This window comes from Singulisphaera photorubra (genome assembly GCF_045290345.1).
Lineage (GTDB): Bacteria > Planctomycetota > Planctomycetia > Isosphaerales > Isosphaeraceae > Singulisphaera.
Map to the genome: position 1 here is coordinate 2,234,342 of NZ_CP155447.1, position 20,321 is coordinate 2,254,662.

General features: G+C 61.5%; 17 protein-coding genes. 7 read left to right on the forward strand and 10 right to left on the reverse strand.

What is annotated here, in order from left to right:
* Window positions 1-655: 655 nt before the first annotated feature.
* Window positions 656-1,708 (reverse strand): DUF1573 domain-containing protein, encoded by a 1,053-nt coding sequence (locus V5E97_RS08665; RefSeq protein WP_406698926.1) that lies wholly within the window; start codon window positions 1,706-1,708, stop codon window positions 656-658.
* Window positions 1,709-2,596: 888 nt separating this feature from the next.
* Between V5E97_RS08665 and V5E97_RS08670 the strand changes: the two genes are divergently transcribed.
* Window positions 2,597-2,917, forward strand: coding sequence for a hypothetical protein (locus V5E97_RS08670; protein WP_406698927.1), 321 nt, complete (start codon window positions 2,597-2,599; stop codon window positions 2,915-2,917).
* 607 nt (window positions 2,918-3,524) lie between these two features.
* Here V5E97_RS08670 and dhaK read toward each other — a convergent pair.
* The 7 genes from dhaK to V5E97_RS08705 all read right to left on the reverse strand — a co-directional run bounded on the left by dhaK (window position 3,525) and on the right by V5E97_RS08705 (window position 10,789).
* A complete protein-coding gene (dhaK, locus tag V5E97_RS08675) occupies window positions 3,525-5,249 on the reverse strand; it encodes a dihydroxyacetone kinase subunit DhaK (protein WP_406698928.1) in 1,725 nt (574 codons plus the stop codon).
* Window positions 5,250-5,406: 157 nt separating this feature from the next.
* Entirely contained in the window at window positions 5,407-5,964 is a 558-nt protein-coding gene (locus V5E97_RS08680) for a polymorphic toxin-type HINT domain-containing protein (protein WP_406698929.1), read from the reverse strand.
* A gap of 164 nt (window positions 5,965-6,128) precedes the next feature.
* Window positions 6,129-7,619: a hypothetical protein gene (locus V5E97_RS08685; protein WP_406698930.1), complete on the reverse strand. Its 1,491-nt coding sequence runs from the start codon at window positions 7,617-7,619 to the stop codon at window positions 6,129-6,131.
* A 271-nt stretch (window positions 7,620-7,890) separates the two neighbouring features.
* On the reverse strand, window positions 7,891-8,391 hold the full coding sequence (locus V5E97_RS08690; protein ID WP_406698931.1) for a hypothetical protein: 501 nt from the start codon (window positions 8,389-8,391) through the stop codon (window positions 7,891-7,893).
* A gap of 299 nt (window positions 8,392-8,690) precedes the next feature.
* Window positions 8,691-8,879 (reverse strand): hypothetical protein, encoded by a 189-nt coding sequence (locus tag V5E97_RS08695; RefSeq protein ID WP_406698932.1) that lies wholly within the window; start codon window positions 8,877-8,879, stop codon window positions 8,691-8,693.
* Window positions 8,880-9,434: 555 nt separating this feature from the next.
* Window positions 9,435-9,851, reverse strand: a complete 417-nt coding sequence (locus V5E97_RS08700; protein WP_406698933.1) for a cytochrome C — start codon at window positions 9,849-9,851, stop codon at window positions 9,435-9,437.
* A 314-nt stretch (window positions 9,852-10,165) separates the two neighbouring features.
* Entirely contained in the window at window positions 10,166-10,789 is a 624-nt protein-coding gene (locus V5E97_RS08705) for a golvesin C-terminal-like domain-containing protein (RefSeq protein WP_406698934.1), read from the reverse strand.
* A 576-nt stretch (window positions 10,790-11,365) separates the two neighbouring features.
* Here V5E97_RS08705 and V5E97_RS08710 point away from each other — a divergent pair.
* Together V5E97_RS08710 and V5E97_RS08715 are read left to right on the forward strand one after the other, a co-directional pair.
* Entirely contained in the window at window positions 11,366-11,803 is a 438-nt protein-coding gene (locus V5E97_RS08710) for a CBS domain-containing protein (protein ID WP_406698935.1), read from the forward strand.
* A gap of 122 nt (window positions 11,804-11,925) precedes the next feature.
* A complete protein-coding gene (locus tag V5E97_RS08715) occupies window positions 11,926-12,597 on the forward strand; it encodes a phosphoribosyltransferase (RefSeq protein ID WP_406698936.1) in 672 nt (223 codons plus the stop codon).
* Window positions 12,598-12,861: 264 nt separating this feature from the next.
* Here the strand turns inward: V5E97_RS08715 and V5E97_RS08720 are convergent, their stop codons facing one another.
* Together V5E97_RS08720 and V5E97_RS08725 are read right to left on the reverse strand one after the other, a co-directional pair.
* Complete coding sequence (locus tag V5E97_RS08720) at window positions 12,862-13,260, reverse strand: hypothetical protein (protein WP_406698937.1); 399 nt, start codon at window positions 13,258-13,260, stop codon at window positions 12,862-12,864.
* A gap of 236 nt (window positions 13,261-13,496) precedes the next feature.
* Window positions 13,497-14,552 carry a DUF1559 family PulG-like putative transporter gene (locus V5E97_RS08725; protein ID WP_406698938.1) on the reverse strand — a complete coding sequence of 352 codons (1,056 nt, stop codon included), beginning with the start codon at window positions 14,550-14,552 and terminating at the stop codon, window positions 13,497-13,499.
* A 1,404-nt stretch (window positions 14,553-15,956) separates the two neighbouring features.
* Here V5E97_RS08725 and V5E97_RS08730 point away from each other — a divergent pair.
* The 4 genes from V5E97_RS08730 to V5E97_RS08745 all read left to right on the forward strand — a co-directional run bounded on the left by V5E97_RS08730 (window position 15,957) and on the right by V5E97_RS08745 (window position 20,173).
* Window positions 15,957-16,658 (forward strand): trypsin-like serine peptidase, encoded by a 702-nt coding sequence (locus V5E97_RS08730; protein ID WP_406698939.1) that lies wholly within the window; start codon window positions 15,957-15,959, stop codon window positions 16,656-16,658.
* Between the two features lie 489 nt (window positions 16,659-17,147).
* Window positions 17,148-17,456, forward strand: a complete 309-nt coding sequence (locus tag V5E97_RS08735; protein ID WP_406698940.1) for a hypothetical protein — start codon at window positions 17,148-17,150, stop codon at window positions 17,454-17,456.
* A 309-nt stretch (window positions 17,457-17,765) separates the two neighbouring features.
* Window positions 17,766-19,154, forward strand: a complete 1,389-nt coding sequence (locus V5E97_RS08740) for a radical SAM protein (protein WP_406698941.1) — start codon at window positions 17,766-17,768, stop codon at window positions 19,152-19,154.
* Window positions 19,151-20,173: a hypothetical protein gene (locus tag V5E97_RS08745; RefSeq protein WP_406698942.1), complete on the forward strand. Its 1,023-nt coding sequence runs from the start codon at window positions 19,151-19,153 to the stop codon at window positions 20,171-20,173. The genes V5E97_RS08740 and V5E97_RS08745 overlap by 4 nt, the downstream gene beginning before the upstream one ends.
* Window positions 20,174-20,321 lie beyond the last annotated feature (148 nt).

The window sequence follows — 20,321 nt, forward strand, 5'->3', positions numbered from 1 at the left end:
GTTGAAAAAGGGTTGAGTATACGCCGTGTGTCCTCTAGCAAAACTTACGTTACAAGAGGATCATTGTTCATGGGGGCTGGGAGGCAGACGGGGCCTGAGGCAGGATCCACAAGTTACTCGAGGAACTGAGGGACGTCGCGCTGATAGACCGGGGGCGCGGTGCCGTTCCAAAACAGGCTCGTACGAGCGGCATACGAGGGTAAGACATATGGCCTTTACCCCTTGAGTGGTCCAAGCCTGACGTTCAGCATCACGTGATCACCGACGCCAGTGGCAGACCACGAGGACCGATGGCAGCGGATGCGAGTATTATTGTACTTCTGTGCATAGTTTCGCCCCTTAACGCCAAGCTGGTGGTGGCAGACTAGGCCGCCAACCCAGGGAACAAGCTCGATGGCCTGCAGGAGAACTTGGCGTACGACTCTAAGTCTCACCGCTAGGGATTGCAGGACACGCGGCTCAAGTCGATCTGCCCGGAATAGCGAATCGACGACTGCGACAGGAATCGTTGGCTGATAGAGTGGACGCTGTATTGGCCACGCCAGAACCTTCGTGTTTGCTATGGCAAGTGTGTTTTTATTCATTAGCAATTCCTCACTATAACTTAAATCTCGCTTGTTGCATGATTTGTATTCAGTGGGTTCTGCTGGGCGAGTTAAGAACCGCTTCCGTAGTAGCGAACAGGCAGAGCAAGTTTCGTAACTATTCCCTCCTGCTCAACCCAAAAATCAATTGTGCCTTGCATTGCGCCATACTGTTTGACGGATGTTTGCGCTTTGTATGATCTTGTCAAGGCGTTAGAATTTTCAAGTTTGCTGATTTTTAGATCTGGCATGGAGCTTTTTACATCCACCACTCTAAATGAAACCCCTTTCGGTGAGAAAAGGCTTATCTGCTCGGTTAGCGTCGTCCCCTGGATTGCTCTGCCCCAAGCGATTCTCTCAGGCAATATTTGCACGGGTTTTTCTTCTGGGTTGGCTGCGATTGCCACTCGCACTCGCTTTGTCGAGTGATTGTTTAATTCGTCGTGGCAGCTAATGTTAAGGTCGAAATCTGTGTCGTGCGTTGGAGATTTAATGGACTTGATTTTTATTGAATATTGGTGATTCGCTTGGTTTGCTGACCGCTCAGCTGTAACTATTGCCAGGCTTCGATCGTATTCAAGTTCGACTTTCTTCAGGGGAACTCTGCTGCTTAGTATCACTGTTGCGTCCGAACGTGTGTCCACATCGTTCTTGCTCAGAATGATTCGGTCCGGCTCGATTGTGAACATTCTGCGGACTTGGCCTTCCATCGAGATCCAAGATGATCCTTGAGGGCCAATTCCAGATGTTATTGGCCTAATCTTGACCTGCTTCGGTACAGGATCTATTCCTTTTGTGTCGATACGTGTGGATGTTAAGTCGACGATGACATTGAAAGCCTTAGACTCTCCTGGTTTAATTGTTGCGTGCGTAGGGTAGACGGACGTGCATGAGCAGCTGTGATCAAATCCGTCGATTTGCAGTGAAGCGGTTCTTGTATTTTTTAAGACAATAGGTATCTGGACGTTTGAATTGTCCCAGACGATTCCAAAGTTTGACCCGCTTACGCACTTTAGTGAGCTGCGGCTTTCGGTCTTGGTTCCTGGTTCGACGGTAGTCTTTTTGTCGCATCCGACTACTGTTATTAGGAGTATTGCTGTTGTTAGGACGTGGTTCAGTTTCATAAGTCCGTCGCTTTGTAAATGCCTTGTTGTGTTGTAACGTCGACGTTGAATCGGAAGGCAAAATCAATCAGTCATGCGGATTGGATGCTGCTTATTAGCAAGCGTGAAGTTATGCTGATTCTGTTGAGGCCAGGCTACGGCAGTGTAGAATGCGAGGGTCTCAGCAGTCTGCTGATAGTTCGGTCAAATTTCGGACAGTTGCCGATGTGGCGATTGTCGGCGATATTTGCCTCCCCTTCCCCTGATTTTTTATGGGGAGATAATCTCGGCGGATTGTGCGCGAATTTAAGGTTGATTCGCGTGCCACAGTCCTTAGGGTTTACGAAGACTTGTTGTCTGCAAAATATGGTGGTTTGTCGCCCTAGAACGGGGTGGATCCTTGAAGTTGACGTGATTATATCGGCGATGTATTGGCTTGCAATAGTGCTGCCCGGGTTTTGTTTTGAGGTGAAGACATTCTGCGGTTTGTGGTCGACGTATCCCCTTGATGTGAAAGATGTTTTGTCGGCGGATTTGGACGGCTTGAAGTGAACGTCTTGTGCTTTTAGTGATATTGAGTACGTCCATCTGTGCTTTTCCAGGCTTCACTCATGCGATGCCGCCAGGCTGAGCAGCCTTTCCGTGTCGGCCTGGCTCTCTCCTCGGTTATCCCCCGCGGAGGACCGCGCGAATTTTCTCGCCTAGCGGCACGCCCCACGCACGACCTTTGTCGTCATGGCTTGGGCGACGCAAGGGTGAGTCCCACGGCGAGTTCGAGCGCTTCACTAGTTCGTCCGCCTTGCGGAACCAGACCCATGCCTCGGTTGTCTTGAAGGTCCACAGGAAGACGTGAGACGCCACACGTCCCCTCCCTAATGTGTCACCGATGTGCCGATAAGAGGGGGCATCATGTGCCTGGCGGCGGTGCTCGACTGGTACAGTCGGTACGTGATCGGCTGGCGGCTGTCGAACACGCTGGGCGGCTCGTTCTACCTGGAGATGCTTGGAAGACGCCTTGAGGACAGGGGACTCCGAGGTGTTCAACGCGGACCAAGGGTGCAGTTCGCGGCGGAGGCGTTCACCGGGAGGCTTGAGACGGCCGGTGTGGCAGTGAGCATGGACGGCCGAGGGAGGGCGTTGGGCAACGTACTCGTCGAGCGGCTCTGGGGGGCCGTGGAACACGAGAGAATTTGCATTCAAGGCTACAAGACGGTGCCTGAGTTGCAGTGAGAATTGAAGCGTCACTTTGGCTTCTATAGCGAAGACCGGCTCCACGAATCGCTGGGATATCTGACTCCAGGGGCGGTTTGCCGTGGCAACAGGGCCACGACGGCCTGATGGGGAGTAGCAAAGGATCGGCGTTTATTGGTCTAGACGATGGGGGCCACTTCACTCGCGATGCGGATATTCTCAGCTCGAACGGTCATCTGCTGGCCGCGGACAGAGGCCCTCCCGGTGAGTTGTTCTACTGCGCCTTCGGTAAGCCAAGATCGAAACCGTCAAAGGCCTTGATTGCTCGCGAACGGGCACGTCTCGGGTCTCTGTCATGGTCCGCGATACTCGACCAGCCCCATGAGTCCGCACGCCATAAAGAGGGCAGGTCGGGGGAAATTATGCCTGGTGAATATGTGGTGCCAAGAGCGTTGTCGATAGGAGCGAAGCGTTTCGATCGGGGCTTTAGCCCGCCTCGGCGAGGAGGGCGTCAGTTGGGCCGGGGCCGAGGTCGATGAGGGGCGAGAAGTTCGGGAAGATCGGCCTCGGCCCGTCGATGGTGGTGCTCCTGGCTTCGGTAGCCGTGGTGCCCTGGGGGTGACACGCCTGGATACGGACGATCGGTTTATAGGGCCGAGGCGACGGCCCTGAGCCAGACCGCGACCGCGATGGCCCCGGGGTCGGGATAACCGAGCACGCGGTCGCCGAGATAGCTGGAGCGTCCCCGCCGTGGTGACATTCTGGCCGTGGCGTCAGACCCAGCTTCGGCGGCCTCCGCGGCTGCGTCCAGGGCTTTTGCGGGCGTAGCGCCGGCGTCCAGCGAAGATTCGAGGGCGTCGAGCGCGGGCAGCAGGGCGTCCAGCATGGTTCGGTCTCCCGGACGCGAGCCGCCGAGTTCGCCGATCGCCTCGGTGCCGGTGCGGAAGGCCTCGCTCCACGACTTGGGGGAGGTGGGCGCAAGGTCGCGGAGCCGGGCCGAAGCGCGGAGGAAGAGCAGGGCGTAGAGTGCGCCCGAGGTGCCGCCAAGCGCCTTTTGAAGCGTCAGGCCCAGGGCTTGCAGGGTCGCGCTGGGGTCGTCGAGCGGATACGAGGCCGTGCCGAGTGCCTCGCGGACGGCCCGGGCGCCCCGCTCTAGGCTGAGGCCGAGGTCACCGTCGCCGACGACCCGGTCGAGTTCGGTCAGGGTCGGCTCGGCGTCGATGAGGGCCACCATGGCCGCGAGGATCGCGTGCTCCAAGGCCCGGCCGAGCTCGGTCTGGGGCGGTTCCGAGGCCGAACGGGGCAGGCTCGCCTTTTTCTTGGCTTTCCCGACATGGGCGACGGCGGCCTGGGGGGGCCTCGACCAGTCCATTGTCCTGGGCCAGGCTGGGGCGTCGGTCGCCGCGTCGAGCCGGGCCAACCGCGCGTCATCGACCCGGAGGACGGAGAGCGAGACCCCCGCCATTTCGAGGGCGGACAGGAAGGTTCCGAGGTAAACACGCTCGACTCGGACCTCGAGGGACTCGAGCGTGGCCAGGGCGGAGCGGGCGACGATCAGCAACTCCATTGTGGGGGTGGCCCCCAGGTTGTTGATGAGCAGGGCGACCTGTTCGCCAGGGGTCGGTGGGGCGTCGGCGAGGATCGCGTTGACGAGGTGGTCGACCAGGTCGTCGGCCGGCTCGAGCGTTCCGCGACGGACGCCCGGCTCGCCGTGAATGCCAAGGCCCAACTCGATCTCGTCGTCGCCGAGCGAGAAGCTTGGGCGGCCCGCCGCCGGGACGGTGCAAGGGGTCAGGGCGACGCCCATCGTGCCGACCGCCTCGGCGGCGGCCCGGGCCTCGGCGGCGACTTGCTCCAGATTCGCTCCCGCCTCGGCGGCGGCCCCCGCGATCTTGTGGACCAGGATCGTTCCGGCCAGCCCCCGGCGCCCTGCGTTGTCGGCCGACGCGGCCAGGGCGACGTCGTCGGCCACCACGACCATCGCGACGGCGTACCCTTCCGCCCGGGCCATCTCGGCTGCCAGGCCGAAGTTCAGGCGGTCCCCCGTGTAGTTCTTGACGATGAGGAGGACCCCCGGTGGGCCGGTCACCGCGCGGATGGCCGCGAGCACGGCGTCGGGACTGGGGGAGGTGAACACTTCCCCGAGGACCGCCGCGCTGAGCATTCCGCGCCCGACGTACCCCGCATGTGCGGGCTCGTGACCGCTCCCTCCCCCGGAGATCAAGGCCACGCTTTGGTCGCGTACCTCGTGAGCATCGACCCGCACGATAACCGTCTGGCCGGGCAGGCGGGCCAGGCCGGGGTACACCGCGACCAGCCCCTCAACCATCTCTTCGACGGCCGCCTCCGGCCGGTTGATCAGCTTTTTCATCGGCCAGCCTTCCTCTCCGCCCAGTCACCGTTCGCACGTGTCAGACCGGATTTTCCCGGCTGAGAGCCGCCGCGGCAAGGTGTCGGAGATCAGGCAGGCCAAGAATTCAGACGCCCAACCGGTGGCCGGTCATCCTGCTTTTGAGCGCACGGCAACGTTATTGTGAAACAGAACTTGCGGTCGCGAGGCGGGGCGGAGCGTCGAACGGGGTTTGCCTCAGGTCGGGCAGGGTGTTGTCGTGGACCAGGGCCCCTTGGCGTCCCACGAAGAAATCGGCGTTGCCGGCCACGTCGAGGTTGAAGACGGGCTGCACGTCGGCGGCGTCGATCGATCCGACCCGGACGAGGCCGCCGAGGGTCCGGATCGTGTCGCCCGGGGCCAGGTCACGCGCCATGACCCACCCTTGGCCGGCCTTCCAGAAGCGGTGGAAATGGCTGCTGATGACGGTTTCGTCGCCGAGCGTGATGCGGTAGGTGGGGCTGGGTGGGTTGCGGTGGACGACCAGGATCGGCTGGTAGCCGAGTGCGCCGGTTTGGGTGTCCTGGGTGAGCACCCGGTCCCCTTCCTTGAGGGATTCGATCGGCTGGACGCCGGCGAGCGTATGAACCGGCGTCCCGGCCCCGAAGCAGCTCATGCGCCGATAACCGACAGGGCCGGTGATCGTGTCGATGGAGACGGGCTGCGCCTGATAGGCGAGGGGCACCTCTTCGATCATTGTGGGAATTTCTGACGTTTTCTGGGGCATGAGGGTATAGCCGATCTGGTCGACCCACCACTTTTGCCAGGTTGCCTGTGTGTCGCCGACGTCTTGGCCGGCGACTTCCTTCAGGATGGGAAGGATCCGCTCGTTGAGTGTCTTGATGGGCTCGTTGTAGCGGTTCAGGGTCTCGACGTCGTTTTGAGCTGCTGTTGCGCGACCGCTGCCGTCTTCTGGGCCTCGAGCTCCATCTGGCCGACGGGGATCATGGCGATTTGCCCGATATCGAAGCTGAACGCGGTAGTGGGCCCTGGCGCTCTCACCGCAAGTGAACCGAGGGCCATGGCCTGGTAGGGAGTCGGATCGATATTGCCCACGAAGAGGCCCGGCACAATCGGAAATGAAGAGGTATTGGTGTTAAGGATGCTTTGGCCGATCTGCTGCCCCTTAGTCGCCCCGAGGCCGCTTCTTGTCATCATGTTCAGAAATTCTTGCTTTTTGGCGGCACTCAGGGATTGGCCGATTGTGCCCGTCGATGAAGCGAAGAAGAGGTTGCTAGCGGGGATCATGGGCGTTCGACCGACGATTCCCATGGGGCGTTGGATGACCGGGAGGCCGTTGCCGTCGTAGACGAGCTGGTCGCCTGGCAGTGCGTTGGTCACGGGACTTTTCGGCGGGGAATAGCGTCGTGAGACGTTGGCCTGCGTGCCCTCGATGAAGAGCTCGCCCGGGGAACCGGGTCCGCCGACCGGTTTCACTTCATATTTGATCGGATCGCGCAAGAATCCGATCAAGACGTTGGCGAACTCGCGTGGGTCGCGTCGTTTGAGGGTCTCCGTCGCGGTCCGTCGGATCTCGGGTGAGTCGCCGAAGGCGGCCAGCATGGCCAGAGCTCGCGAGGCCCCCGGCGCGTCGATCTGCCCGAGAACTGGCACGGCCACCGCTTGTCGCTGGGCATTGCCGGTGAACACCGCCCAGAGGACCGGCACGGCGCGGGGGTCGGTGATTCCGGCAAGCCCGGTTTCCGACTCGGCCCTCCGCTTGGCACTCTTACTGTCGAGCCCGTCCCGCCACTTCTCGAGCAACGGCCTCCAGTGACGGTCGGCCTGCTTCTGGCGATCGGCCTCGGCTTTCTCACCGGTGAGCTGAGCGTCGGTCACCCATCGCTGCCCTTGTTTCTTGAAGCCGAGGCGTCTCCAAGCGGCGTCGCGTTTGGGGTCGCGTTTGACGACGGCCGTGAAGTGGGCGGCGGCCTCGTCTTTCAGGCCGTGCTCGTCACACCAAAGGGCGAGTGTCCACTGTGCGTCGGGATCGTCTTTGGTCTGGTCTCGTCGGTCTCGGTACTCCGCGAGCAGGACATCGCCCTTCGTCTTCTCGCTGATCGTCTCGGGTCGCTGCCATCGCCCGCGATACTCGACCAGCCCCATGAGTCCGCGCGCCATCGAGTGCCGCGGGTTGGCAATGACGGCAATGGCGAGATGCTTGAGCCGCTCGGCCTGGAGTCCGTGGGCTTCGCACCAGAGAGCGAGCCGGACATGGGCGTCGGAGTCGGGTCCGATGCCTGCTCTGGCCGCCTCGTAGGCCGTCAGATCCGACGCCTCGGTGTTCTCGGTAGGAGGTCCGGCGAGAATGAGAGCGAGAGCGGAACTGGTGAGAAGGGCCGCAAGCATCATGAGGCCTCCGAGAGAGGGAAGACTGGGCCAAAGGCAATCCTATCTTGCAAGCATGTTGTGTCAAGGTGCTTGTTGTGGGACGTTGCGCGTTTCGATTGAGGCCTCGGCCCATTGGGGAGGGCCTGGGTTGGCTGGGGACGTGTCGAGCTGAGGGGCGAGGAGTTCCGAGAGTGCGGTCTCGGCCAGTGGCCGCTGGTGCTTCTGCCTCTGGTGGCTGTAATCGTTTGGAGGCGACGCGACCGGATTCGGGCGGTCCGCGGATTGAGCCGTCCTACGATTCCGGTGGCATTTCCCCGGCCCTCGGGGTTTCTGTTCGGCGCCTTTTGCTCCGGAGCAGTGTGCCAGAGCAGGTGGAGTCATCGGTCGTGGCGACGGGGAGGGCGTATCCCAGCCATTTTCCCGCGGGAGACTTCCGCCGATACTTTGCGTCATCCTCGGGACCGGACGCATCGCGCCAGCGAGAGAGCGGCAAAACCCGTTTGCAACGCGTTTTGCAGGCGGCACATTGGTAGTAGCTGACGAAGTTGAAGGGGAGAGCCAGACGTCTTAGCGTTCGCTTCTGGCAGTAGGGACATGGGATGCCGAGAATGGCGTCGAGGGGGACTGTGATCAGCAAACTGAGGAGCAGACCAATCGTCACATACAAGAGAGCCAAACAGTAGGGCGCCAGAGCTGCCGGGCCGAGTCGAAACGCCGTAAGGAGGACGGCGAGCACCACATTGACGGTCATGATTTTGGCCAAGGTCGATTGCTGCCGACGCGATGAGGCCATCTCACTTCACCTTCTCTTTGAGACGCAAAGGCCCTCACACCCGATTCTATGCAACGGCCGCGGGTGACCAGGACTGGCAATCGGGATGGCGGAGCCGCTCAGGAGGCCCATCACAAGAGAAAAAGAAGGAAGTGGGAGATGCGGGCTCGACCCATGCCCGGGAGCTTGTGTCCTCGCCCTTGAGATCCAGCTTGGCGATCGGCTGCAGCCCTAGCAGGGGGTTCCAGAGCCGCTGTAGGCTCTGGAATACCCGTTACAACGGCCGATCTTGTTCGTTGCCGCGTTGATCCCGAGGGTTGTTACGGGTTGACCTTGCTCTGGATCACGGGGGCGCGATGGGTAAACACTTGCTGGCCGCGTTCGGTTCGCTCGTTGGTTTGGTCATAAACGACGTGGCGATTCTCGATCTGTGTGCGGTAGGTCGTGCTTGAAACGGTAATCGAAACGACTTCCCCGTCGAGCGGCCCACCCTTGAGCGTGATGTCCATCAGATTTCCCTTCGGATCGCAATGAGCTTGGTTGACGTTCTGATTGTCCCCCTGATCCGATACCAATCGGGCAGGGGAGTCAAGGAGTAATTTGGGTGCATGCGTGGACAATGAATGACGTGTCCGATTCACTCCGTCCATCGACGCACGATTTGTAAAGTGGGAAAGATAGGTGAAATAGGTCTGGTAATGCGGTAGTTTGGGGACTCTAAAGAAACGGCCGAGCTGCGGAGGCAGTCGGCTCAATGGTGCTGATTATACGCAAATGGCCGATCCCGTGAAGGGGCAACAGGGCCGCCCGGTCGTTTTATGGCCTCGGCCGTCACGCTTGAAAATGCAGAATTGTGGGAATGTGAGCGTGGCGATAGATGGCTTCGGCAAGTCGCGCGGGCCGGCCGATCGGGTTTGACCGCGCCGGATCTCGATCGAGATCCGCAGCAGTCTTCAGGCTGGCCAGAGCAGGGCAGGGGAGGCGGCGGGACTCTCGCCGGAGGGGAAGGTGGTGGGCCACGTTTGACGAGAGATCCGGCCAATTTTTATCGGGAATGAGGAGGCTCAGGAGGCCTTGCCTTTGTGGGCTCCGTGGCAGGCCTTGCAAGAGGCCGAGAGTCGTTGGTGCGCGGCCTTGGCCGCCGCCAGGTCGTGGTCCTTGGCGGCGTTGTCGAGTGCCTTCGAGTCTTTGAGGTAGAGGTCGGAGAGCTTGGCCCAGGACGCCTTGTCCCCCTTCGTGGGGGTGCTCTTCGCCAACGCCGCCCCGAAGGTCACGAACTCCTTGGCCGACTGCTGGATGGTGTCCCAGTCGGGCGTCGAGGAACCGAGATCCGTCTTGAGCTTGGCGAGCGGAGAGTTGGGCCCTTTATTGAGCTTGACCATCACTTGCTTGATGCTCGGCGTGGCCTCATTGTCCGCCCCGGCCAGTAGCGAAACCGAAGCGATCAAGACCACACCTGCTGTGAGCGCAAACGTTTTCATCGGAGACTCCTGCCGCAGGGTTTCGGTGGGACCGCACACCGGACGCCCTGCCCGCCCAGAGCGCGGACGCAACATATTGCCAAGCCCCACGCCAAAAGGCCAGAGATCCATCTCCATTCCCCCGCCCGCCCTTTATATTCGATTGTGCCAAAAAATGAAAGTGTGTGTTTCTGTTATTGTGTCCCCGGCAAGTGCGTTGATGTTGTGGAAAAAGTAGCACGGCCGGCTCGGCCGTAATCCGATGTGAGTCTGCCCAGGCTGTCCTCATCCAGGGCGTTTGATTTCCGCTCCAGCGTGACGCATCGAGCCTGGTTTTACTTCGCCTTTGCCTCCCTGGGGAGCCATTGCACGGCGTCGGCAATGACGTTTTTGCCCGGGGTTCCCCCGTTGGAAATCCGCACCCAGCCGGAGCGGCCGGCTTGGAAGCGGAACGTGCCGATGGTGCGGAATAGCCGGTTGTGCGGCGGTGTCTCTTGCTGGTTGATTCGGAGTGTCGTCTCGCCGTCGGCATGATGGATCGTCACCGGTGTATTGGTGGCGCGGCGGATGTTGTAGCAATGCGCCAGTCGCACTTCGTAGAAGCCGTTGTGGGGGAGTTCAGGGGTGAAGGTTACCGACTTTTCGCCCTTGTTCTCCTTGAGATCATGCAGGTAGCCGAGTCCCACATAGGGCGGTGTATGCGTGGAATATTGCCATTTCCCCACCAGGGTGGCGGCCGTGTCATCGACCACGATGCCGGACAGTGAGGCCGGATCCGCCACAATGAAGGGAACCAACTCGGGTCGATCCACTTCGCCCGGCGGGTGCGTATTGGGCAGGGCGTCGGGATGCGGCCTGAGCTTGGTGGCGGCAACCGGTGGTGCAGCACTCAACGCGGCCAGCGGATTCGCCAGGAGGATGAGCAGGATGAGGATTGGCTCGTGGGGTTGTTTCATCATCAACTCGCAGATTTTTTCTCAGGTGGCGGCGTCAACTTGACTCAAGGAGGCGTTGCCGAGAGTGATCGCAGCGTCACTCTCGATCCAAGAAGAGATCGAGGTCGATATCGTCTCAAGTCGGTGGCGTCGCGTCGATTGTTCGTGAGGCCAGGGTGCCGTTGCAGGCGGTCATTGCGAGGTGTGCCTGGATATCGAGATTGAATGGATTTCGGCCCAAAAAGTGCATGTTTATTTGAGAGTGGGTGGGGCACGATTACCGTCAGTTTGACGAGACGCGGGCGTGGGCAAGCAAGCTCAGGGGATCGCTCCATCAGTAGGGCAAGGCACCTTCGCATTCCCCAACGGGATCTCTCTCTTGGAAAGCGCCTTGGATTCGGAGGTCACTGGTTGAGTCCAGATCGTATGAGAGGGACTGCGAGCCGGTCTCTACCCGGGGGAACGAGCATGAATTGAGACCAGAAAAAAAGGGATGGCAAATGGGAAGCCGTTCCGAGGCAAGGTCAAGGAGACGTTGGCGCCAGCGAGCTCACCTCGTTTCGCGCCAAGAGTGACCATCCCATTAAGAGGAGCCAAGCCATGCAAGTCAAAGATATCATGACGCCGAATGCTGAGTGCATTCGGCCCAATGACACGCTTCAGGATGCGGCCAAGAGGATGCGCGACCTCGACGTCGGACCACTGCCGGTCTGCGGTGACAACGACCGACTGTCGGGCATGATCACCGACCGTGACATCGTCATCCGGGCGATCGCCGACGGGAAGGATCCGAAGACGACGACGGTTCGCGAGGCGATGAGCGAGACGAAGATCATCTACTGTTTCGAGGATCAGGACGTGGATGAGGCGGCCCGGACCATGCAGGAGCGACAGGTTCGCCGGCTTGTGGTTCTCAACCGCGCCAAGCGGATGGTGGGGATCATCTCGCTGGGCGACCTGGCGACGGAGACCGTCGATCGGGAGCGGTCGGGCGAGGTCCTCCACGACATTTGTGAGCCGGCGATGCCCCGCCGTTGAGTCATCACCGGGTGAGCCCGTGGTTGGGCGGGGGATCGCGTCTGATTTGTGGCGGCGGACGGCCCAACCAAAGCTGGTCGGGTCCGTCCGCAATAGGGGAGACCGACGACGCGAGCACGATCATGGTCCGACCATTCCAAGATCGGTACGATGCCGGCCGCCAACTCGTCGGGAAGCTGGCCCACTACGCTGGCCGGCTGGATGTGGTGGTGCTCGCTCTCCCTCGTGGTGGCGTGCCTGTTGCCTACGAGGTGGCACGGGCCCTCGACGCTCCGCTTGAAGTTTTCTTGGTACGCAAGCTGGGCGTCCCGGGCCAGCAGGAACTGGCGATGGGAGCGATCGCGACCGGTGGTGTCCGCCTGCTCAACGAGGAGGTCGTTCGGCGCCACCAGATCCCGGCCGAGGTCATCGATCGGGTTACAAAGCTCGAGCGTGAGGAACTCGAACGGCGCGAGCTCGCCTATCGCGGCAACCGGCCGGTGCCTGAGGTCCACGGCAAGACGGTCCTCTTGATCGACGATGGCCTGGCCACCGGGGCCACCATGCGGGCGGCCGTGGCTGCGCTGCGGCAGTTGCGACCGGCCCGGACCGTCGTCGCCGTGCCGATCGCGGCGTCATCGGTCTGCGAAGAGTTCCAGGACGAGGTCGATGAGGTCATCTGTGCCCGGACGCCCGAGCCGTTCTATGCGGTCGGCCTCTGGTATGAGAACTTCTCGCAGACCAGCGACGAAGAGGTTTGCGACCTGCTTCGGGCGAGCCGAGAGCAAGCGACCCTCCGCCGAGACCAACTCTGATCCCCGTTGGTGCTCCGAGCCCCTGGGTCTTCGAGAATGCCCACGAGCCGGTGGCCGCGCCGAATCGGGGGGCACTGATGCCGTTGCACGGCAAGAGTCACTTTGCGCCGGCGAGTCGGTGTCATCGTCGCCCTGCCTTGCGGGCACAACTCAACCTGGTGGAGTGGATCGGTCGGGACGCCCCGGCTCATTGATCTCAGCAACGTTGCCGGGAACGTCTCGAAAGTGGGTCGCAGTGATGCCCTTGGGGGGCGACGAGGTCCGTCAGGGGAGGTTGATATCCAGCGCCTGGCCTTCCTTGACCTCGACCGTCACCTCTTCCATGCGTTTCTTTCGCTGTTTGGTCGCCTCGGATTGGAGCAGGACGCGGTACTTTCCCGGCATCGCGCCGTCGTGCCCACCGGCCGAGGCGACCGCGAACGAGCCGTCGGCTTTGACTGGCCCCATCGCCTGAGTGGTGCTGCCGCCGTCGACGAGCGGTTCCAGGGTGAGGATCCCCTCGGTCACGGGCTTACCGTTGACGCTTACCTTCCCCGTGGCCGGCACGGTGGAGATTTTCGGGGCCGTTGCAGTGTCTCCGCCAGTGCATCCGGCCGCCAGCGCGGCGATCAGGGTGGTGGCGAATCCGTAGACGAGGCAGGTCCGAGGTTGGGAGGGATTCATGTTCGCTTTCCGGGGAATGAAATGAGAGGTGTTGTACTGCGCTGCAACCATTCGCCTTGCCACGGTCCTTCGCTCCGGGAGTCGAATCTCCCGGATAAACGAATGAAAAAGGCCAGGGGTCGAAGACCCCGGGCCCGATCCAGCGCGATTCAGGCGTGACCGACCGTCGGCGGGAGACGCCGATGACCGGGGCGGGGCAGGTCGGGTCGTTGACGGCAAGGAATGGCGGAGCCGGTTCAATAAGAGTCGGAAGAGATGACCTCTCCGCCCTTGGGAGTGATCAGGCCCCGCAAGACGACCACGCTGAGCGATTCTTTGAGGAAGCGGACGCTGCCGTCGCCCATCAGGACGTTGGCTCCGCCGGAATGGTACGAGAAGATCTCGTCGTTGTTCCCGGCGTTGTTGTTGGTGGTCGTGGCGCCGGAGGCTGACGGCCATACCATGGGTTCACAGGCCGGGCGATACTTGTTGTTGACCTGGCCCGAGACGCCGAAGGCCCCGTCGGGCTCTGCCCAGCGCCAGAAGCGACGGGGCAGTCCCTGGTCGTACTGATCGGCGAAACTGCCTTTGACGTTGGCGATGAACCGGGCGTCCCGGCCCGCGTCCTCGGCGATCATGATGCTGTTGCTGGTGCCGTCGATGATCTCGGCGATCGTCGTCTTGCCCACCTTGAGCACGCCGTCGGCACGGTGATTGTTGTTGCGGTATGGCGTGACCGGGGTCGACCCGGCTCCGCCCGTCTTGCCTTGCGCATCAATATCGGTGTAGCAGGGCGCACCGTAGTCCTGGACGCCGTAGCCCAATTTGAGGGCCGTTCCCACAGGCGACATCGGGTCGATCGCATCGCGGCCGCCCGACCCGTCGCGAACCGAGGAGGGGCAGAGGTACGAGCTGATGACCGTGGAGCAGCCGGTGAAGTTGGCGCCTGTGTTGTGGGTGTACGGGAGACTGAAGTTCAGCGCATTGTAGGCCGCGTTCTGCTCCATGGCGCTCAGAATGCGGGCGAGCACGCCCCATTCGCCATCGGCGAAAACCGTGGAGGGGGGAGTGGTGGTGAAGCTGGTTCCTTGCCCGGCGGGGGGGAAAGCTCCGTTGCTGCTCTCATAGTTATGAAGGGCCAAGCCAACCTGCTTCAGATTGTTGGTGCACTGGGCGCGACGAGCCGCCTCGCGAGCCGCCTGAACTGCGGGCAGCAGAAGGGCGATGAGCACTGCGATGATCGCGATGACGACGAGCAACTCGATCAAGGTGAACGCTGACCGTGCGATTCGGTCACTTGATGGGTACTTCACAGGGACGATCCTCTCGAACTCGACAGGGGGGATAAAACGTCGTTGGTGGTCGTGTGAGCCAATGGCCGACTGAAGTCTGAGGGCTGACTTGGTCGGCCGAGGAGGGCCTTGTATGTCATCGCCCCGCGATCTCGACGCTGAGCCGTTGAGGCACGCATCCGCCTCTTCGCCGCGGCCGTCCCGGGAGAACGAAGCGTGAGGGACGGGAGGGGCGAAGCTCACGGGGGATATCAATGCCGGATCATGGGCGAAGAATGAGCATCCGAGTGAACGGTTGAAGAAAGCTCTTGAAGCGTGCCAATTCCACGTTTTTCCTGTGGATGAAACAGAAACCCGTAAACAAACGCGGTCGGTCGGTGCATGCCATGTACGTTCCAAGGTAAATCAATCTCACGATCCGTTCTTGCTGCACTCAAACTGGCAGATCATGCCCATCGACAGTCTGAAGCAGAATACCCATGAAATATGTAGAAATTGGGTGGATCAGCCCAAAGTGTGAAGAAGTTTCTGGAGTCGTTCTGATTGAACGGGGTTGCGCAGCCGGCAGGGCGGCCGTTATTGCGCGTTGGCGGGGGATCTTTGAACTCTTGAAACCGTGTTGCGAGCCTGGGACGAGCACCGCTGTGGGAAACGTCGTGCCAAGATCATTGGTTGTAAGAGTCGTTGGCACGAAGATCCAGCCCCGATGAGACTCTCTGGGCCGTCGGAGGATCGGAGAGCCCTGCTTTCAGGCCAGCATGGTACTGTTCTGGTAGATGATCATGTTGAATGGAGAGATGCTTAGGTTTTGCTTGAAAGGGGTTGCCAGTGGCTCGTCTTGATGAATCTGTGATAGCCATGGACTTGTATGCTGTCGATACCTAGGAGCTATTGGTTTATCGGTCATGATGACGTTTTGAAAAATCAAGGAAATGGAGTTCATTTGAGTCGACTTGGCATTTGGCAGCAGTTAGATTGGTAAGCCTAGTAAAGCGGCAAATGAGAAAGGGGCCGAGGATATTGGCTTTAGGATGTGGGGCTAATCCCATGAGTTACTACGACAGTGGACAAGGAACGACTGCTCAGGAACCGTCAGTCGCTCAAGTTCCGACGAGGCCCAGGAAGATCTCCGAGCCTGATGAGGGAACGGCCCCGACTCCTGCGGGAGCCTGTGGGGGCACGGGGAAGGAGGGGCCGGAGGAAGCGGGGCCGATTGCTCAGAACGATGATCAACGGATCTCTAGGCCTCAGAGTGCCAGGCGGGAGTCGGCCACTACGAGGCCGGGTGTTCAGGGGGAGCCCGAGCTCACATCTCCCTTTCGGCGGGCCACGTCGAGGAAGCCCGCGCCCCGGGCACCCGACACCGAAGCCCGGCTTCTTGACGCCTGGCACGCCTCGTATTCCGGTGCGTTTACGGTCTCCCAGTTGGCGTCCCAGCCCCGGGTCGCCGAAGCGGCGATCGAGGCGATCCTTCCCTCCGGTGATGACCGGCAGGCGATTGCCGAGACCCGTGTCCCACCGTGGCGCTGGATCTGTTCGTTGATCATCACGGCCCCCGACGGGACCCAATGGCTGGGGACCGGCTGGTTAGCCAGCCCGAGACTGGTCATCACCGCTGGGCATTGCGTCTTCATTCATGGCCGGGGAGGATGGGCCGATCAGGTCGACGTCTACCCTGCGCGCAACGGCCCTCTGGCCCCCTACCACTTCAGCTCGACCGACCTCCGGAGCGTCAAGGGCTGGGTTTACCGACAAAGCCCGGAGAGTGATTACGGGGCGATCATCCTCCCCGAGCCGACTGCCGGGCTGGGCTACTTCGGTTATGGGGTCCTCGACGACGACGATCTCTCCGAATTGCTGGTCAACGTCTATGGCTACCCCACCGACAAAGCGCCGGGGACCCTCTGGGGCCACGATCGAATTCTTGAGCAGGTCTTGCCGAGGACAATTATCTACGACATCAGCACGTTTGGCGGACAGAGCGGCTGTCCCATTTTCTACAGGCAGGCGGGGCGGCGATACGCTGTAGGTATTCATAACTATGGCGATATTACCGGCAACACCGCGACCCGCATCACGGCGGAGGTCTTCGACAACATCGAGGCGTGGCGGGACGAGAGCCGTTGACCGCGGTCGCCCTGGGTATCGGATCTTGGTAAATCTGAAAAAAGCTTCCTGATTATGCTTGACATGGGACGTCGTTGGTTTTTAATTGCGGTAGGTCAGTCATATTAGGCTGTGTAAGTCCACTGCATCGCTGAATGATGTGTGCGGTGTCGTTATTTCTGCGGCATCGCATCATCTCATGTCGCTTTGAAGGGGTGTATTTCGTATCTAAAGAGTCACTTCCCTGGAGGACGTCCTCCCATGGCAGAATTGAGCAACGCTGCGCTGCGGGAACTGTTGCAAGCGGCCAAAATGAAGATTGACGCTGCACTACACGCGATGACTGAGAGTGTCGGGTCACCTTCCTCAATCGGCACCCAAACGCGGACCGGGGCGGAGGCGGTCCCGGCAGCGGCTAGCCCCCGCTTGGTAGGGGACGCCGGTTGCGACAAGAACACATCGTGCGGCCCTACCTCCGGGTCCGGTGGCGGTTTGCCGGAGGCCGCCGGAATGGAGAGTGTCCACGCGAGAGGCATTCCCCGCCTGGTGGGAGACGCCGGCTGCGATCACAATACGGGTTGCGGCCGCGGCGGTGACAGCGGTTCGCAGGAGGCTGCCCTCAGCGATAACGCGTGCGGGGTCAGAAGGTCGCTGGAGGCTGCCCCCAACAATGACGCGTGTGGCGTCAGGAGTTCGCTGGAGAGCGTCCCCGGGAATCGGGACCCACGCCTGATGGGCGACGCCGGCTGCGACAAGAACACGTCGTGTGGTCCGAACACGGCGTGTGGCGGCGGTGGGGGAAGCGGTTGCCAGCAATGATCTGGCCACTCGTTCCTCAGCAAGCGTATGTCCGGAGGACAACCGCCCATGGCAGACACAAACGACGGCGAGATCAGGAGCCTGCTGCTTGCGGCCCGGGCTAAGCTAGTCGCTGCGCTCACTGCTTTGGAGGCGCCAGATACCAAGAGTGCCGAGGCGTCGCATAACCCATATGACATCGGGGGAGTGAGTGGGGATATGATCCCGGCTGGGATTTACCAGCCCGCCAGGCAAAGGGGTGACTCGTTGGGTACTTGAACGTCAAGTCCGGGGCTGACGCGGAGGCCGTCATGGATAAATGAGGATAAAATGAAAATCTCGAAATATTTAGTTGCATCGGAAGTATTCCTCGACGAGTTGACTGGGCGGGCCAGGCGGATCATCCTCGGGACGCGGACCTCCGAGGTCCGCGTGCTGGACGAGGCGAGCTGGCGGGACCTTGAGGGGGGGCGGCTCGAGGCGCTGCCCGAGAAGGACCTCAACGACCTGGTGGACGCCGAGATCCTCGTGCCCGACTGGGAGGATGAACTTGCGACGATCCTGGGCCAGAACGTGGCGGCCTGCGCCGACGACGACCAGCTCTACCTGGTCGTGCAACCGAGCGCGTCGTGCCAGCTCGGTTGCGACTACTGCGGCCAGAGCCACACCAGTATGCGGCTGAGCCAGGAGGATCAGGACCACCTGGTCAACCGAGTTCGCGGCAAGCTCGGCGCCCGGGTCTACCGCAAATTCTTCGTTGCCTGGTTCGGCGGCGAGCCGCTCGCCGGCCTGTCGGTGATCCGGTCGCTGACCCCGCGGTTCCGCGCCCTGGCGCGAGATTCCGGGATCTCCTACGGGGCGAAGATGGTGACCAATGGACTGGCGCTATCGCACGACGTGGCGAGCGAGGTCGTCGCCGAGCACGCCGTCGAACATATCGAGATCACGCTCGACGGCACGTCGGAGTTCCACGACCGGCGGCGCCACCGCAAGAACGGTACGCCGACCTTCGATAAGATTTTCACTAACCTGCTCGATTTGGCCCGGCGCGACGACCTAGAACTCCACGTCAGCGTCCGCTGCAACGTCGACCGACGCAACGCCGAAGGAGTCTCTCCTCTAATTCGAACGCTGGCTGAGGCCGGGCTTCAGGACCGGATCTCGTTCTACGTCGCCTCGGTCTACTCCTGGGGCAACGATGCCCACCGACTGGCGATCCCTCCGGAGGAGTTTGCGAGCCTGGAGGTCGGCTGGCTGGCGGAGATGATCACGCTGGGATTTCGGCCAGGGCTGATCCCGTCCCGAAAGTCTGTGCTCTGTCTGGCGACCATGCCCGAGGCGGATCTGGTCGATGCCTACGGGTCGTTGTTCAACTGCACCGAGGTCTCGTATGTGCCGACCTACGGCACGCCCAACGTTTACTCGATCGGCACCGTTGCCGGGGGTGAGGTCCCGGGCAAGCGTTCACTTTTAGGTGACTTCAACGAGCAGATCGGCCGTGGAGAATATCCGTGCGCGTCGTGCCGGATGCTTCCGGTCTGCGGGGGTTCATGCCCCAAGAAATGGCAGGAGGGCCTTGACCCTTGTCCCAGCACGAAGCGGAACATCCAGGATCGCCTGCTGTTGCACTACGCGGTTCATCGGCTGAACAGTCAAGGCGAGGCGGCATCCCGGACACTGATCGCGAGCGGGGAGTTGGCGGCGGCCGCGGCCCGTTGACGACCGGCCCCTGGCCGTGCTCGGCGATTCCCGACCGTCTCCGACGCAGTGCCTTGGAAGGGGCCGCTCGGCCTGCCGAGCCCCTCCCGGAAACCTCTGGCGCGGCGTTCGATCTCCAACTCGAGGCGGCCCTCCGCGGCCGCCTGCCGCTGGCGGAGCGGCTGGCCTTGAGGTGCAGTCTGAGGTGCTCCAAGGCCGCACTGCTCGCCGCTCGCCTCGGACGGCTCCGGACCGCCGCCGATGGGTTCGCGCGGGCACGCGCCGCGCTCGATTCGGAATCGCTCTTGGACGAGACGAAAGCGATCGGCTCGGCCTTCAACGGTGCGGCCGAAGCCTATCTCGACTACCGCTCGGGGGCCTACACCGCTGCCATCAGAGGGCTCCGCGCCTGCGTCGCCATCGACGACCGTCTCGAGTCGGATCACGGCTACAAGATCCTCCACCTCCACAAGCTCCAACTCGTCGAGAACATCGTACGGGTCGATGCTCGGCGCGGCCGCCCTGGGGACGCTGTCCGGCTCGCCGTGCATCTGCTCGATTATCTCGGCCGGGCCGCCCCGGAACTGCCCGTCCCCGGCGCTTGGGGTGGGGACCGCCTTGACCTCCTTCCCCCGGCCCTCTGCAATGCCATGTGGGTGCAGATTTTCGCCGAACTCCCCGTGATCCTCGCGGGCGCAGGCTCATGTGGCGGGATCGGCTCGATCCACCTGCGGGCGCTCCCGGAACACGACGCGGGGCGGCTCTGCCTGGAGTGGCTCGAACTGATGCGTGAGTTGAGTAGAGACAGAGACACCGTCGCGTCCGACCGGGCATGCCGATTCCTGGCCGAAGGCCGTCGCCAGGTCCCCGTCCTCTGGCATGCCCTCCTGGTCGAGATCGCCGCAGTCGCCGCCTGCGCCGGCCGGCCCGAAGCCGGGGCCATCCGGTTGTTCGTAGCCAACGTCCTCGGCGGGATGGGGAACGTCGGAGCGGTCTTCCTCCGGCGCCTGGATGGGGTCGACGGCACTGGCAAGAAGTAGGCAAGCGGGAACTTGTGATGGTTCTCAGTCGAAAGCGGAAGACCCAGAAAGTATCGTTTCGCGTCGAAAGAATAGGCTGAAAACTTATCGATATTGAGTTGCGAATATTAGTGTTCGTATAATGATTGTTGCCGCGGTCGTGGCTTCG